10 protein-coding genes are annotated in these 15792 nt (G+C 44.6%); 3 read left to right on the plus strand and 7 right to left on the minus strand.

The genetic code is table 11. The features are described 5' to 3' along the window. The first annotated feature begins 100 nt into the window (after positions 1-100). Positions 101-2251, plus strand: coding sequence for a GIY-YIG nuclease family protein (locus tag BGP75_RS23855; protein ID WP_076721425.1), 2151 nt, complete (start codon positions 101-103; stop codon positions 2249-2251). Between the two features lie 50 nt (positions 2252-2301). Here the strand turns inward: BGP75_RS23855 and BGP75_RS23860 are convergent, their stop codons facing one another. From BGP75_RS23860 to BGP75_RS23870, 3 genes are all read right to left on the minus strand, one after another. Next, on the minus strand, positions 2302-4260 hold the full coding sequence (locus tag BGP75_RS23860) for a methyl-accepting chemotaxis protein (protein ID WP_076721426.1): 1959 nt from the start codon (positions 4258-4260) through the stop codon (positions 2302-2304). Positions 4261-4622: 362 nt separating this feature from the next. Then, positions 4623-5099: an OsmC family protein gene (locus BGP75_RS23865; RefSeq protein WP_076721427.1), complete on the minus strand. Its 477-nt coding sequence runs from the start codon at positions 5097-5099 to the stop codon at positions 4623-4625. A gap of 138 nt (positions 5100-5237) precedes the next feature. Continuing rightward, complete coding sequence (locus BGP75_RS23870; protein ID WP_076721428.1) at positions 5238-6182, minus strand: LysR family transcriptional regulator; 945 nt, start codon at positions 6180-6182, stop codon at positions 5238-5240. A gap of 138 nt (positions 6183-6320) precedes the next feature. Here BGP75_RS23870 and BGP75_RS23875 point away from each other — a divergent pair, with 138 nt between their 5' ends. Further along, positions 6321-7325 carry an NAD(P)-dependent alcohol dehydrogenase gene (locus BGP75_RS23875; protein WP_076721429.1) on the plus strand — a complete coding sequence of 335 codons (1005 nt, stop codon included), beginning with the start codon at positions 6321-6323 and terminating at the stop codon, positions 7323-7325. A gap of 164 nt (positions 7326-7489) precedes the next feature. Here BGP75_RS23875 and BGP75_RS23880 read toward each other — a convergent pair whose 3' ends face one another. From BGP75_RS23880 to dgcN, 4 genes are all read right to left on the minus strand, one after another. Further along, a complete protein-coding gene (locus tag BGP75_RS23880) occupies positions 7490-11257 on the minus strand; it encodes a TcdA/TcdB catalytic glycosyltransferase domain-containing protein (protein ID WP_083705021.1) in 3768 nt (1255 codons plus the stop codon). An 840-nt stretch (positions 11258-12097) separates the two neighbouring features. After that, positions 12098-12946, minus strand: a complete 849-nt coding sequence (locus BGP75_RS23885; RefSeq protein WP_076721431.1) for a D-amino-acid transaminase — start codon at positions 12944-12946, stop codon at positions 12098-12100. Positions 12947-12958: 12 nt separating this feature from the next. Beyond that, the gene (gene dgcA / locus BGP75_RS23890; RefSeq protein WP_076721432.1) at positions 12959-13939 is read right to left on the minus strand and encodes an N-acetyl-D-Glu racemase DgcA; all 981 of its coding nucleotides are present in this window, start codon (positions 13937-13939) and stop codon (positions 12959-12961) included. Continuing rightward, positions 13936-14934 carry an N-acetyltransferase DgcN gene (dgcN, locus tag BGP75_RS23895; protein WP_076721433.1) on the minus strand — a complete coding sequence of 333 codons (999 nt, stop codon included), beginning with the start codon at positions 14932-14934 and terminating at the stop codon, positions 13936-13938. The genes dgcA and dgcN overlap by 4 nt, the downstream gene beginning before the upstream one ends. Before the next feature lie 190 nt (positions 14935-15124). Here dgcN and BGP75_RS23900 point away from each other — a divergent pair, with 190 nt between their 5' ends. After that, positions 15125-15580, plus strand: coding sequence for an Lrp/AsnC family transcriptional regulator (locus tag BGP75_RS23900; protein WP_076721434.1), 456 nt, complete (start codon positions 15125-15127; stop codon positions 15578-15580). Positions 15581-15792: the final 212 nt, after the last annotated feature.

A 15792-nucleotide genomic window follows, 5' to 3' on the forward strand; every position in this document is an offset into this window, starting at 1 on the left:
TCTAGGTGAATAGTTTTTTATTATCAGTCTGTTACGCTATTCGTTAAGCCTTGCGTCGCGAGCTTCCAAGCAAAAATTTTGAATTACATATAGGTTATTTGTGGTCGTTTTTAAGATCCTGAACAAGGTTACGGGAAAAAATTATGTTGGTTCCTGTCGCGGTGATATTTTTGAGCGCTGGGAACTGTATGCCAGAGCAGCAGATGCCGGGCTGGATTTTCCTCTTTATAAAGACATCAGAGAGCATGGAGAAAGCCAGTTTTCCATCACTGAGTTGGACTTTGTTGAAGACAGAGAAGAGCTAAAAGAGATTGAGCTCTTCCATACGATTGAGTTGTCGGCCCGTTCATTGCGTTCTTATAAGTTTGGTCTTAAAGATTCAGTGGTAAAACGCTGTACTAAGACACAGCTCGATAAAGCCTGGCAGAAAGAAATGTCGGAACAGGCTCGAGCAGAAGCTGAAAAAGCCGCTGAGGTCCGTTCTCAGTCAAGCAAATCAGCAAATGAGGTGTCGCCATTTTCATCATCACTGGCAAAACCGCTTGAGACAAAACCTGTCTCAGCTGATGCGAAAGAACACAACGCTCATGGAAACAATCGTACTAATATTGACGATTTGATGACCAGCAGAGCTTCTTCGTCGGTTTCAGCATCAGTACTGGCAGTGGCTCAAAAGCGCCATCAGAGCGCCGAAAAAGTTAAGTCGACATTCAGTCAAAAATTAGCATCAGGCAGTTTATCTGAGACAAAGGCCGAGACCGCATCCTCAGGAATTAAGACAAGCGCGAGCCATCCGTTATCGGCAGATTTGGCTAAAATGGTTTCTTTAGCGGACAGTCAAACAGCAAACTCTCGACCATTGGATAGCCGCTCCAAGTCTGTCGCTGGTTCTCAAGATGATGTTGCTGGTTCGCAAGGTGATACCACTGGTTCTCAAGATAATGTCACTGGGGCTCAAAACAGGGGCTTTGGTAATCAAAAAGCAGTTGTCAGTCAGCGAAGTCATGGTGGTGATCAGGCGTCGATTGACAATGATCAGCAAGAAAGAGAAAAGTCTGTTTTGGCTGATGGCATTAGTTTGCTGGTCCGTACTTTGGGAAGTGCGGAGCAGTTAAGTGGGTTACAGCAACAAACACAGCAACATGTGAATACGGTTGCTGAGGCTTTGACAGAATCCGCAAGGACGCTCAATCAGCTACAGATTCGGCAACAACATGCCGCTCTCAAAGCTCAGGAGGCCGCTCAAGCTGTTGAAGCTTCCCTGGCGGCTAATGAGGCTTTGACCGTTGCCCATCAACAAGCTCTGGATTGTTCAGATGCGGTACTATCTGTATTAAAGGAGAGTAGTAGCGCAGGGGAGAATCTGACCCTGCTGCAAAACGAACTCAAGGAACTGCTCGGGCGGTTGAAGGAGGATTCTCGCGCAACAACGGTGCCAGCGATTGCTTCTCGCAGGAATGCTGAAGAGAAAAAGAAAGTTGCTGGACAGTATGCTTCTTTTGGCGACAAGGCCAAGATGGGTTTTGGCAAAAGGGCTCCGGCAGAGCTTGCTCCAAGGGGGAAAGCGACAAAGCGAGCAGCTGGCGTTACTCCATCGGAGTCGAGCGGAGCGGTCCCAAATTATCCCCGTGTTGCTGAAAATACCGGGCATGACGAATCTGTTCTATCACAAAGAGAAGATTTGACTGCACGGAAAGATATTGAAAATGCTGAGCTGAGCTCCCGTGAGAAGATTATTGAGATTGAGTCTTCCAAGTTAGTTAACAGGCTGAAACAACTCGATACACTTATCCAAAAAGCGGAACCTGTTGCAGCGGATGTAAAGGCCAAACCTTTGCTGGTGAGAGCCAGTAGCGAGCAGATGACACCAGTCGTAGAGACGGACTTGACTGAGGACGTTCGGTCAACGCTATCCGGCAATAGGGTAGCTGATCGGCCGGTTGCAGATGATAAAGTCGAAGCTGTCGTGTCTTCAGTGGATCAGGAGGTTGTTGCTATGCCTCCTGCCCGGGCCTGGGTGGCACCAGAGGATAAGGGACAGCCCGAAGCCTGCTTGGTGAAAAAAGAAATGGGTGATGCCACGGTTATTCGCCGTCGCTCAAAACGGATAAAGCTCGCTTCAGCTCAATCCAACGCTGGAAGAGATTATCAGGAACGGCGCTATCCGAGTGTCAGTTCAATGAATATTTCCCCATCAAAAACTCAACGTCAGATACCGAGTCGCAAAAAACTCAGTATAAGAGGGCGTTAGAGCAGCTAGCTCGCCTGGGTCATTCATAGAATAACCCAGGCGGGGGCTTTCTATACTTTGAACTTTCCTACCTGACCGTGCATGTCTGCCGAAAGCCCATGCAACAAGCGTGACCGCTCCATTTCTTCCTCGGCATCATGCGCCATTTTGTCAGCAATGTCTTTGATGCGGCTGGTATTTTCTGCGACACCAGCGCTGACGGAACTCTGTTGTTCAGTCGCTACTGCTATCTGTGCAGCCATATCTCGAATATTATCAACCGAAGAGGTTATTTGAACTAAAGAGTTATACGCTTCGCTGGATTCGGTGACAGAGCTGTCGGCTATCTGCTGGCTTCCTTTCATGATATCCACGGCTCGCTTAGCTGACTCCTGCAGAGAAGTAATCATTTGCTGAATTTCTTCCGTGGACCTATGGGTTTTTTTGGACAGCCCCCTGACTTCATCAGCCACGACCGCAAACCCTCGTCCCTGATCTCCTGCTCGGGCCGCCTCGATAGCAGCATTTAATGCCAGCAGGTTGGTTTGCTCAGAAATGCTCTGAATTGTTGTTAAGATTGAATTGACCTGTTGCGCGTTACCGTTGAGCTGATCAATCACTTCGGCGGCAGAACTGACTTCAGTGGCAAGGTTACCGATAGTATCCCTGACCCGCATGACAACCCCTTTACCCTGCTCACTGAACTCGGTACTTTCACTGGCAGCCTGTGCAGCCTGCTGAGCATTGGAAGCAATTTCGTTAGTGGCAGATGACATCTGCTCGATACAGGTGGCAACTTGGGTTATCTGTTCGAGCTGTTCCCGGACTTCGCCTAAAGATATCTGTGCTCTTTCGGATGTCTCAATTGAAACTTCATTGAGCTTTCCCGACATTCCGACAACGTCGCCGATAATGGCTTGCAGCTTGATTACAAAGCAATTAAATGAAGAGGCCAACAGACCGACTTCATCCTTGGATTCCACATCCAGTCGTGCAGTTAAGTCTCCTTGCCCGTCAGAAATACTTTTTAGCATCTGGACCACTTTCTGAATGGGTCGGGTAATCAGATTTGCGAAAATTCCTCCGAAAAAGGTAATTGCTATCATTAACGCTGCAGAAATGATTACCGCTAATAAAGCCTGCTGATTGGCTGCTCCATAAACTTCACTCGTTGGGACTAAAGCAACAAATCGCCAGCCAAGGGATTCCGACTTGAAAACAACAGCAAAATAGGTACTACCTTCACGTTCTATGGTAAACAGGCCCTGTGTACCATTTTCGAGAGACTGGTACAGCGGAGAGTCTATATCGGCAACCTTTTTAAAATTATTGGCAGGTTTAAAAGGATCTACCAGAACGGTGTCATTGTCTTCAATCAGTAACACATAGCCCTGCTCACCAATCTTAATTTTCTGTACGATATCTGTCAGTTGTTTCACCGAGACATCCATCGACTGGACCCCGATAATTTTTCCTTTGGTGTTGGTCACTGTTCTTGCCGTACCTACATAGGTTGCGTCATCACCTTTCCAGTAATAAGCATCGGTGCGCACGGCTTTGCCCGGGTTGTTCATTGCTTTTTGGTACCAGGGACGAGTTCGAGGATCATAGGCGTCACTAAAACCCGTATCTGGCCATTGCACATAACCGCCGTCTTCACGGCCGCTATAAACATAAGCAAGACCAGGGTGAGATTTTCCGAACTGATCAAAAACCTGATACAGTTCGGCTTCTTTTCCACCTTTATCCTTGTGGCTGCTGAAGTTGCCGGGGCCGGCTACGAAATTACTTAAGGTAAAACTATCGTCATTGACCAGCGGATTATTGGAAAGATAAGTTACGTTATCGGCAATCGCTTTGAAGAATATGTTGAAGGCATTGTCTATTTGGGCAATTTCTCGTTGGCTGCTGAGTTCGAAGCTTTCTAATGCCAGCTGTCTGGCATTGATAACCGAATAACTGGAAATCACCAGAATAGGAATGGCGGCAGATATAGTGATAACCAAAAGTAGTTTTGTTCTTATATTCATTGATGGCCCCAATAGAACTCGTTGATTTAGGGATATTAAGTTCCATGGGGATACTGCAGACTGTAGAGTGGATATAAGGAAGACAGCACAGCTAACGACTGGTCCTTTTCAACTGGTCTGATCTTTCTTATTCGAAAGAGACAGCCGATGGCCATTCTAGAGCCCACTCCCTGGAGCTTGTTCAGAGCTTCCTTAGCAGAAAGTGTAGTGTATCTTTTCTAATATCTATTTGTATGTCCCGTCACAAAGAATCCTTATCATATTAGTACAGATGTCGTTAACAGGCCTGAATTCAGAGAAATTGAAAAACCAGGCCTGACTGATGACTGCGCAGAGAAGCGAAGTGCTCAGGCCCTGTGCAGTTATTCCACCGCAACCTTAATAGTAGGTTTGTGATTAATGGGGAAGTTCATGGAACGAGCTATAAAGCACATTTTATTGGCTTCATGGTGCAGTTCATAAGCTTTCTGACTATCCGATTGAGTGCTAACGGTAACCTGAGGATTCAGGGTTGCTGAGGAAAACTGTCCACTGCCGTCGGCATTCATCGTCATGGTTGCAACGGCAGGATCCTCGTAGGTTGTCACTACAATCTTGTTTACCGAACACAGATGCAGATACCAGAGCATGTGACAGGATGAAATAGATGCCAGTAGCATGTCCTCAGGGTTGTGCCTTGTGCTATCCCCTCTAAATGCCGGATCAGAGGATCCTGACAATGTTGGTTTACCTTCTATCCTAATATCGTAACTACGATCATAGCGTTTATAGTTTTGGGTTCCTGAGCCCTTATTTCCGGTCCAGGTTAGTAGGGATTTATAGTGATGCTTGGCCGCCACAGGGTATCTCCACAGGATAAATTCGATGCAGTCAGCCCATAATACGAAAAATACCTAAATAAAAGAATATATTAGAGTCTATGGGTTAGCTGGAATGGTAATAACTGGGGGGCTCCGATAGAGTTGTTTGCGGGCTCCCTAATTTTCTTCCCCAAACCAGGCTGCCATTTTTGCAGTTTCTGCATTGGCAAATTGAGAAATAAGCTGGCGCATCCAGATGTTGCCCGGGTCTCTGTCCTGACGGGAATGCCATAGCAGAGATATGGGGACCGGTTCAATTTCAAAGGACAGGGGCACAAGGACCAGTTCTTTAGCGCGGATTGCCCTGGCAACAACGGATTGGGGGGTGACACAGACCAGATTACTGTCTTTTAGAATCGGCGGGATCAGTGAGAAATAGTTGATGGTCATGGCTATGCGTCTTTTCAGCCCTTGTTGTGCCAGGATGTTGTCAACGATTCCCTGAGCTTCCCCGGATAAAGAAACCATCAGATGATCAGCCTGCAGGTATTGATCCAGAGGAAGGATCCCGTTTGAATCAAGAGAGTGTAATAAGGGGTGGTCAGTTCGAACGACACAAACCAGCCTGTTGCTAAACAGCCAGGAAGACCGTATCTGCTTATGGTGACCTTCATAGTAGTGAACTGCCAGATCTATTGAGGCATCCAGCAGCAGCTCTTCTGTATTGCGGTGAGTAGGGACAGAATGGATAGAAATATTAGGTGCCTGGGTTTCCATTACCCGCCGTAGGGGGAGCCATATCATATCGACCGGGTGTTCAGGAACTCCAACCCGAAAGACCCGCTCGGAGCTTGCTGGATCAAAACTGCTTTCAGAGGTTACCTGACGTATTTCAAGCAATGGGTTGCGTATATGCTGCCATAGATTTTCTGCATAAGGGGTTGGACGAATACCGCGTCCCTGTTTAACAAACAGCGGATCTTTCCATACCAGGCGCATACGTGCGACAGCATTGGAGACAGCGGGCTGGGTCATACCAATTCTGTTGGCCGCATTGGTGATCGATTGCTCGGTCATAATTGCATCAAAAACCACCAGAAGATTTAGATCTACATTTGACATGGATATGCCCAACTCATTCAGAATCAGTATGAATCTTATATAAACAATAAATTATACATATGATAAGAGTTTTCTTATCGTTGTTTCAACGAGGTTTCCAGAACGTTTCTGAAACCTGTTTTGACAATGGAGAAGATAATGAAAGCCTGGAAAGTAATTCCAAACGAAACCAAATTGGATCTTCAATCACAGGACGTTAGCTTAAGAGATCCTGCGGAAGGTGAGGTTCGTGTTCGCATTCACGCAACGTCTTTGAATAAGCGTGATCTGATGGTTGCCAACGGCACCTACCCAGGAGTAAAGGAAGGTGGTCTGGTGCCATTGTCTGATGGTGCAGGAGAAGTTGTTGCGTTGGGAGAAGGTGTTGATAGCCTTGAGCTGGGAGATCGCGTGGCAAACCTGTTCTGGCGTGATTGGATCGAAGGCCATTTGGCCGCTGACAGCATCGCCATGGGGGCCAGTGTTGATGGAGTTCTTTCAGAAGAAATTGTTTTGCCAGCCCACGCGTTGATCAAGATTCCGGATTTTCTGAGTTTTGAAGAGGCAGCGACTTTACCCTGTGCGGCTCTGACTGCCTGGAATGCCCTGATGGAGACCGGAAATCTTAAACCGGGCCAGACAGTTCTGACACTGGGAACCGGTGGTGTTTCTCTCTTTGCGCTGCAGTTTGCCAAAGCGGCGGGTGCTACTGTAATCATTACCTCCAGTCGTGATGAGAAACTGGCCCGTGCGAAGGCAATGGGCGCAGACATGGTGATCAACTACCGAATCACACCTGACTGGGCAGCAGAAGTTCAACGCCTGACCGATGGCAAGGGGGCTGACGTGGTTATTGAAACGGGAGGGCCAGGAACCCTAAACCAGTCCCTGGAAGCAGCAGCCTTCGGCGGTCAAGTGACCATGATCGGAGTTCAGGCCGGTGTTAGTGAAAACATCTCGCCTCTACCCATTTTATTTAAAAAGCTACGTTTGCAAGGAATTATGGTTGGCAATAAGAAAATGTTTGAGAATATGCTGGCTCAGATTATCAGACATAAGATCAGACCCATTGTTGATCAGGTATTTAGCTTTGAAGATACAGCCAAAGCGTTTAAGACAATGGAGGCTGCAAACCATTTTGGAAAGATTGCAATCCTGAGCTAGATTACATAATTATTGACAGGGGCCATGGAGCACTAAATAGTGATGGTTGGATTATCATTTACTGTGGCCCACCTCTTTTCTCGATTGTTTCTCACTTCAATCGTGACGTATTGTGACGCCGCTGGAAAGAGGTGGACCATCCCATTATGTTAAACTAAAAAAATTTACCATTGTGCAACTTTTCTTCGGATGTCACCTTTCAAAATAGCTGGCATCAGATTTTCTTCAATATTGTCTTCAGCCTTAATTTTCTTTATAAATTCAGCATAATCCTCACGCACTTTAGGAGATTGAACATAACGCCTTAACCCTTCACCTGGGTTATACAGCACTGAATGCATATCAGGTCTGCCATCTTCTCTTGGTTTACGGGGGAGCAGACTGTCAATATGTTTTTTGGCTTCGATACCATCATGTTCTTTACCCTTTGCATAAATACCTTCCATTTTAGAAAGAGAAAATTGTGCACTTTTATTTCCCTTCAAAAACGTTTCAACAGGTAATAATTTCTTATGTTTCTGTTCCTCATAGACAATATACTTTCCCATGCCAAGCATTTCTGACATTGATTGATCACCTGTGGTCAATACAGTATCTTCAGAGAAGTACGCATGTTTTTGAAAACTCTTTGCATCCAGGTTTCCAGTTTTTATCACTATATTAGGACCGTCACTCTTATCGTTTATAGAAGTGCTACCCAACTTTTTTCCGCTCATATCTTCAATGGTTAGATTATTACAACCAGTGGTTTCTAAAAACGTTTTCCATTCTGGGTTTTTTGCGTATTCATCAAAAAACCGTGAAATTTTTCCAGGAAATACAAATGTAAAGTCCGAATTGTCTTGTGGAGGTTTTAAATTATGAGCTTGAATTACATCTCTCATAAAGTTCATTTGTGCATTCGGACTTTGTGAATAACCAAAGAAATAGCTACCGGAAATAGGTCTTTCAGACTTGTCGAAATTATTATCAGATAAAAACATACCTACATTATTTCGACCTGCTCCTGAGCGTAAAATTTCTGTATTACTATCGATGACTTTGGCTTCTGAATTCATCCTTGAATACTCAGTGACACCCAAGAACGGTGTTTTTTCATCCAGCCCAAAAAATTTTCTTATGTGTCCCGGGTCAAACATAGAAGCATCTTCTGCTTTGTATTGGCTTCTGGCTGGAACCATAAGAATTAGATCAGGATTAAACGAATTAGCGTCTTCTTTTTTTATGATGCTAATATCCTTATACTGTTTTGATATTATACTCAAATCCAGTGAATCTTCAGAACCGTACTTTCTTATAACGACTGATACATTATCATTTCCAAGTTTCTTTGCTAGGGAAGCTGCCGTTTTCATACCCAAAGAAATATCGCCTCCACCACTAATGTTACCGATATTCACTAATACTTTTCTATTTTCTACAAAAGGTTTTTCTGGGAACCTGTTATCAAACTTTGGATCAATCTCGTTGATACTATCGGAGAAACCTACGACGCCAAGTAATATGTTTTCCTTTATGATTTTTTCATCTTTACTTAGCTTCCGGCCGTTTGGTACATCTTGATCGACCATGGATATCAATTTATTTATTAGCGAAAATTTATCTTTCTCCGGAATGTCACTTGAGTGTATTCTTGACAAAATATTTTCAGAAACAAGAAGTTTGGATACTGCTACCTTTTCCTCAAGGCCATGTATAGCTGGATAGTAGTTAAGGAAAGAAGCTATTTTTATATTAATATCCGGATGAGTACTGTTATCTGTAATAATTCGAAGCGAGTTTATGAAGTTTTCACGGTTAAATGTACTGTTTGATTTTGGATTCATATATTGAAATTGACCGGGCTTCTGTCCCGTTGAATCAAGACTAATATCAGGGGTAATTGATTTTTCTCTCAACGCTTTGTGTGAAGCTGTGACAGCATCGTATTGTGCTTTATCTTCGGCACGCACGACGCTTTCGGGAGGGGAGCCATTTCCACTGGGATTGTGACCGGAATTACGTTCGGCACGTCGTAAAACGGAAGTTTCATAATCTACATCGACCTGAACGTATACATGCTCATTTGAATCTATTAGGTGGGGAGTGGAAATACCTTCAATGATATATGTTTGACTGGCCGGTACCTTAACTTCTTTGTAAGGCCCTTCCGTATTCCTCATGCCTCGAGGATAGGGATCGCTATCAAGCTTTGCGTCTTCCCGATAGGTTGAAGGTATTGAGTACACATATTCTTCACCTTTCTTTACGGCATCCATCAGTTTTCCTAATTCTTCCTTGTTATAAGCATCGGGATGGCCATGAACAACCGGCCAGTCACTCACAGGTTTGCCTTTGTTTTCAGGGTGATTACTGAGTTCGGGAAATGATTTTAAAAAGTGATCGGTTTTAACTGTTGGTATTTCTTTGTCTGTTAATGCTTTAAGGGCAGTTGATAAGGTTGATTTTCCTGATGCAGATGGACCAGATAAAAAGACTATGCTTGGCTTACCTTCTTGTTTTTTCGCGTTTACAGTATCTTGCAAAATTTCCTTTAATTCTCCAATGCCAATAACTGTTTTTTCTTGCTCAGTTGATGTCTTAACTTGAGATTTTCCATCGATTTTTGGAGTGGACATTGTCGCCATGGCTTTAGTCGCACTTTTGGCTTGTTCAGGGGTATCACCATTGACGAAGCCTGCAGGAAATTTGAAATGTGAATACATCGCTTTCCAAAAATTATCATTGACAGGATTTTTTTTATCCCAAATTCTATTCATCAAGGAATCAACATCTTGGCGAGGTTCACCTAGAGTTTTTGATATATGACCCCTTAGGGCATTCGGACCAGTCGTCTCAAGCGTACTTTTATTTGGACGGTCAAAATAGCGGCTACCTCTAAACGTATTGCCTTTCATCTCGCTGTAGTTATCGCCAATTTCTTGAATGAGAGTGTTAAGCATTTTGCTATTAGGATGACTAGCGAGCAGTGCATTACCAATATAGGGAGTGCTGTTATCTTTTTCATCTGCTTTAGCTTCACCAATATCGACGAGCAAGAGATCAGGATGACATAGCAACTTTTTCTTATCTAGCGGCTTAATACATTCGAAATCCAGATCGACATAAACTCCAGCATATTCAGAGTCATTGAGTATTTCATAACGAGCAAGATCTGAAGCAGCGGGATAGGCACCACCACGACCTATCATTTCATGAGAGTAAGCCGCATAATTGACAAGTCTTATATTGCTGGTACTACTTAGATCTCGCACTTTTATATTCTTGAACTCACTTAATTTTTCAGACAAATCATCTAGAGTTTTAACATCACGTACCTTTGAATCTTTAGTATCCCATTGCCTTACCGTGTGATCTAAAATGGCCCTGTCTGCTAAACGAAATTTTTCATCATTGGGGCCTGTTACAGTCTCAAATGATTGAAGTGCCTTTTTTGCATTAATGCGATTTACCTTAGGTGCATCACCCAGTACTTTACTTTTCCAATCACTATAATCATCACCGTCTAATGCTTTATTAAGTTCTTTTATTGCTATTGCCTGATGGGATTCATCAGGCAAATGATTCATGCTTGTCTTTAACTGATTAAATAGTCCTCGAAGAACCATTTCTTGATTACTTGATTTTACATCCGATAATAGTTCATTAACCTCATTTTTTACTTCTTTATGACCAGCGTGTGTAGTAAGGTTTTTTGAATCAACCCAAAAATTGAGATTGAAATCCGGATTCTTCTTTGCCCAATCTTTTACATATTTTAACTGCTCCTCTTGTGGCTCAGAAGCCACCCAAATCATATTAATATTGTTAGGTATCTCTCGAAAGTCACTTTTCTTGTACTCTGTCTCAAAGCAATTCTGTGTTTTTACAGCTGGCGCTAAGTTCTGCATTCTTGCATGATTAATGGGGGTTGATTCTGACGATATATGCATAATGTCCTCTCTAGGAAACCTGTTGTTGAGTCTTGAAATCCCGGTGCTTCTCTTGTCTTGCGCCAATTACAGCCGAATTTGGCCAATATTTGATCGTTTTCTTCCGCTGTATGCCGTTTACCGGTCATGCCGGCGCACTCATTCTATCTATGCCGCACGTAGCATTTGGTCTTTTCCCTGTTTTATCTACTGATATTTAAAATAGTAATTATGCTAATTAAGTCGTTTATTTCTTTTTCTAGTTCCAATAGATTAGTCATTAAGATGAATTATTTTTGGATTAAGTCAGGATTGTTAACAACGATTCATGAACAGTTCAAAGTTCAACTGTCATTTGACATATAAAAGTAGGGTTGGACCAGGGATGGGCAGTCTTTTCGGATGATAATCTGTCAGTTCGGATTTACCAAAGCCCTTTAACTGGGCCAAATGAAGTACGGCGGTAATATGACCAATATTATTGGAATGAATCAGTTGTAGCGAGAATAAGACTGCTTTTTCAGCTTACTGTGGAATATATTTTGAGGTTGATGCATTTGGCCAGCATCCAAAGTTATTAGAGAAGATATAGCCAGATTACCTGAATGGGAGGCATTTAAAGAGAAAGAATTAGCTTAATCTAGCATCTCCGAATAATTTTAATCAAAAGCGCATATCGGTATCGATTTTTAAGTTAATGATATTAATCAGAGGGGCTTAAAAAGGTCAGAAAGTATAAAAATAAGGAAATATAAAGGTTTTGATAATTGGATTGAATGTTAGATTTCTTAGTGAAAGGGCGTGGTGTTAATCCAGCGCCCTTGAAAAATATCACTTATACAGCCAGCCTACTTAGGTTCCTTAGCTTGCTAAAGCCTGTTTGATATAAAGCTGGCGCAAGCGTTGTGTCAATGGACCCGGTTTACCGCTACCTATCGACGTACCGTCAAGGGAAATAACGGGCAGGACAAAGGTGGTCGCTGAAGTAATAAATGCTTCAGCAGCCGCTTTTGCTTCTGCAAGGGTAAAGGGGCGTTCTTCTACTTTTATGTCTGCTTCCTGTGCCAGTTGCAGGACTGAGCGTCGGGTAATTCCATGGAGAATTTCATTACCCAGATTACGAGTTACCAAAGTGCCATCTTTAGTGATGATATGGGCATTGTTGGAACTGCCTTCGGTGACAAAGCCATCTTCGTATAGCCAGGCTTCATCGGCTCCAGCAGCTATAGCAGCTTGCTTGGCCAGGGTCGGTGCCAGTAGACCAACGGTCTTGATATCACGTCGCTGCCAACGAATATCTTCTACTGAAATGACAGCTAGCCCCCGTTCTGCTGCCGGGTTATTAATCAGATTTTTTGCCTGTGTAAACATTACCAATGATGGTATGGCCTTATCCGGGAAGGCGAAGTCACGATCAGCCGCGCCTCGAGTCACCTGTAAGTAGAGGGCTCCCTCGATCAAACCGTTGCGCTTAATCAACTCTTCCTGAATGGCGACAATCTCTTTCGCAGAAGCAGGACTGGTCATCTCCAGCTCGTTCATTGAGCGCTGCAAGCGAGCCAGGTGTGCTTCGTTTTCAATCAACCGGCCCTCAAGGACGGTGGAGACTTCATAGACTCCGTCGGCAAAAAGAAAGCCTCGATCAAATACGGAAATCCTGGCATCTTCTTCGGGAAGAAAAGATCCGTTCACGTAAACTGTTCTGCTCATATTTCCCAATCCTTATCCCCAAAGTTCTTTTTGAGGTGCGGCAATTTCAACACCTTTGAACACCAGTCCGGGTTCACAGTCTCTGGCTAACAACAAAGGAGCGTCCAGATCGACCACCTTGCAGCCCTGAGCGACGACCATCGCAGGTGCCATGGCGAGTGATGACCCGAGCATACAGCCTGCCATAATATCAAAACCGAGATCTTCTGCTTCCTTTTTCATTGCCAGGGCTTCGGTCAACCCGCCTGTTTTATCCAGTTTTATATTGATCATGTCGTATTTTCCCACCAGCTTAGCAAGGGAATTACGGTCATGGCAGGATTCATCAGCGCAAATTGCGATGGGGCGCTCCAGCTCAGTAAGTATTTCATCGTTGTCGGCCGGGAAGGGCTGTTCGATCATCTCCACTCCCAGTTTAACCAGTACCGGTATCAGGGTTTGATAGATATCTTTACTCCAGGCCTCATTCGCATCGACGACAATACGGGCATCTGGTGAGCCTCTGCGAACGGCGGCTACCCGTTCAAGATCTCCTTTGCCGCCGAGTTTGAGTTTAAGAATCGGTTTATCGCTATGCTCTCGGGTATTGCTTTCCATGGCCTCTGGAGTGTCAAGAGAGATGGTGTAGACCGTGGTCGCAGGGCTCATTGTTACGCCAGCCAGCTCCCAGGCCCGCTTCCCTGATTTTTTTGCCTCCAGATCCCACAACGCCGCATCGACTGCATTACGGGCAGCTCCTGGAGCCATGGCTGTCTGTAGTTCTGTTCGGTTCATCCCGGATTCAAGTGCTGATTGAATTGATTGAATCTGTTCGGTAACAGAATCTACGGTTTCACCATAGCGAAGGTAAGGAACACATTCGCCTTGGGCATGGATACCATTCTCCTCTATCCGAACATTAAGTACGATCGCTTCGGTCCGTGATCCTCGAGAAATAGTAAAGGCACCTCTTATCGGCCAGGCTGCGGATGAGATAGATATCTTGCGGCTCATAATAGATTATCCACAATACGCGCAACACCAGTACGCACCGGATCCACCGTCGGCAGATCGAATTCCTGTTCTATTTTGCTGAGATATGCCATAGCCTCATCGTCACTGAGGTTGGAAGTATTAATGGCAATGCCGACGAATCTGGCGTCCTTATTGGTCAAGCTTGCGGCCCGGAGGTTTGCTTCCATACATTCTTTTATTGATGGTAAAGGAAAATCGGGCAGTCCTCGCATATGAGTCCGTGTTGGCTCATGGCAAAGAACAAGCGCATCTGCTTGCGAACCATGCAGCAGACCCAGAGATACACCGGCGAAAGACGCATGGTAGAGGGACCCTTGCCCTTCGATGATATCCCAGTGATCTTCTGTGTTTTCTGGTGCATGAAACTCAACCGAACCGGAGATAAAGTCTGCTGCAACAGCATCAATCGAGACCCCGTCACCGGTGATCAGAATACCTGTCTGGCCAGTTGCTCGAAAATCAGCATTGACTCCCCGCTGACGCAATTCCTTTTCGATTGCAAGGGTTGTGTACATTTTTCCGCAGGAGCAATCTGTTCCAACTGCCAGTAACCGTTTACCACAGCGAGCTGTGCCACTGGCAACAGGATAGCTTCTGGTTGGGTGGCGTACATCATGTATCTGACGGCCCAAGCGCTTAGCAGCTTCTGCCAGTTCAGGGATATCGGCAAGTTTATTATGCAGACCTGCAGCTAAATCCAGGCCTGATTCCATTGCTTCAATCAGGGCTTCCACCCAGCTGGAATCAATAACCCCACCACGATTGGCGACCCCGACAACCAGACTTTTTGCGCCTTGGGCTGCTGCTTCGTTCGGTGTCATGTCTGTTAACCCCAAGTCAGCATTACAACCCTCTAATCGCAATTGACCAACGCAGTTCTCCGGACGCCAGTCACGGATACCCTGTGCAACCTTTGCTGCCAGCGGGTCTGCGGCGTTCCCGAGAAAAAGAAGATAGGGCGTTTTGATACTCATAGGGTGACTCCTGAATGTTAGCCTTTCCGGGATATCTTTTATGTCTGTTCAGCTGCTGATTGAGGCAGGACATCAGATACCGAGCAATTTTGACAAATATCTTTTCGAAATAGTTACGAAATATAGACTCTAACAAGAATCAAAATAGGATATATTATGAATAAATTAGATTATTTAAGGAAAATATTCGATGGATAGGATTGATAGGAAAATTCTTACCGAATTACAGCAAGATTGTCGAATATCGATATCTGCCTTGTCTGATAAGGTGGGTTTGTCATCATCAGCATGCCACCGACGGGTGAAACTGCTGGAGACTGGCGGTCAAATTTCAGGGTATGTAGCGCGACTGGACCCTAAGGCTTTGGGTTATACGATTGAGATATTCGTTGAGATTACGCTTAATTCTCAGAGTGAAGATGCTCTGGAAATGTTTGAAGCGGCGGTAATGCAGACATCCGAAATATCAGAATGTCATCTTATGGCGGGGCAGGCCGATTATTTACTTCGTGTTATGGCGAAGAATGTGGCTGATTACGAACAGATACACCGGGCTGCGTTGTCCCGGCTACCGGGTGTCGCGCATATGCAATCAACCTTTACCCTTCGAACTGTCAGACCCTGGAAAGGTTATCCCGTATCTTGATCGTCGACGATCTGAAGTCCATTTATTTCAAATCCTTTTAGTCTTCTGAGTTGGTACCAGGCTGGCTCGTTGCCCCGTCAATGTTGGTTGACTTATGCATAAAAGCCCGTAAACAAGGGACTTTAAGCTGGAACCATAAATTGGGTTGGCGTTGGGTCTATGGTCTTTTCAGGGCGCTGGCCTATAGTCGATTCCAGAGAAAATAATAAAAA

The sequence above is a fragment of the Motiliproteus sp. MSK22-1 genome (assembly GCF_001968815.1).
In the GTDB taxonomy this organism is placed as follows: Bacteria; Pseudomonadota; Gammaproteobacteria; order Pseudomonadales; family Balneatricaceae; genus Motiliproteus.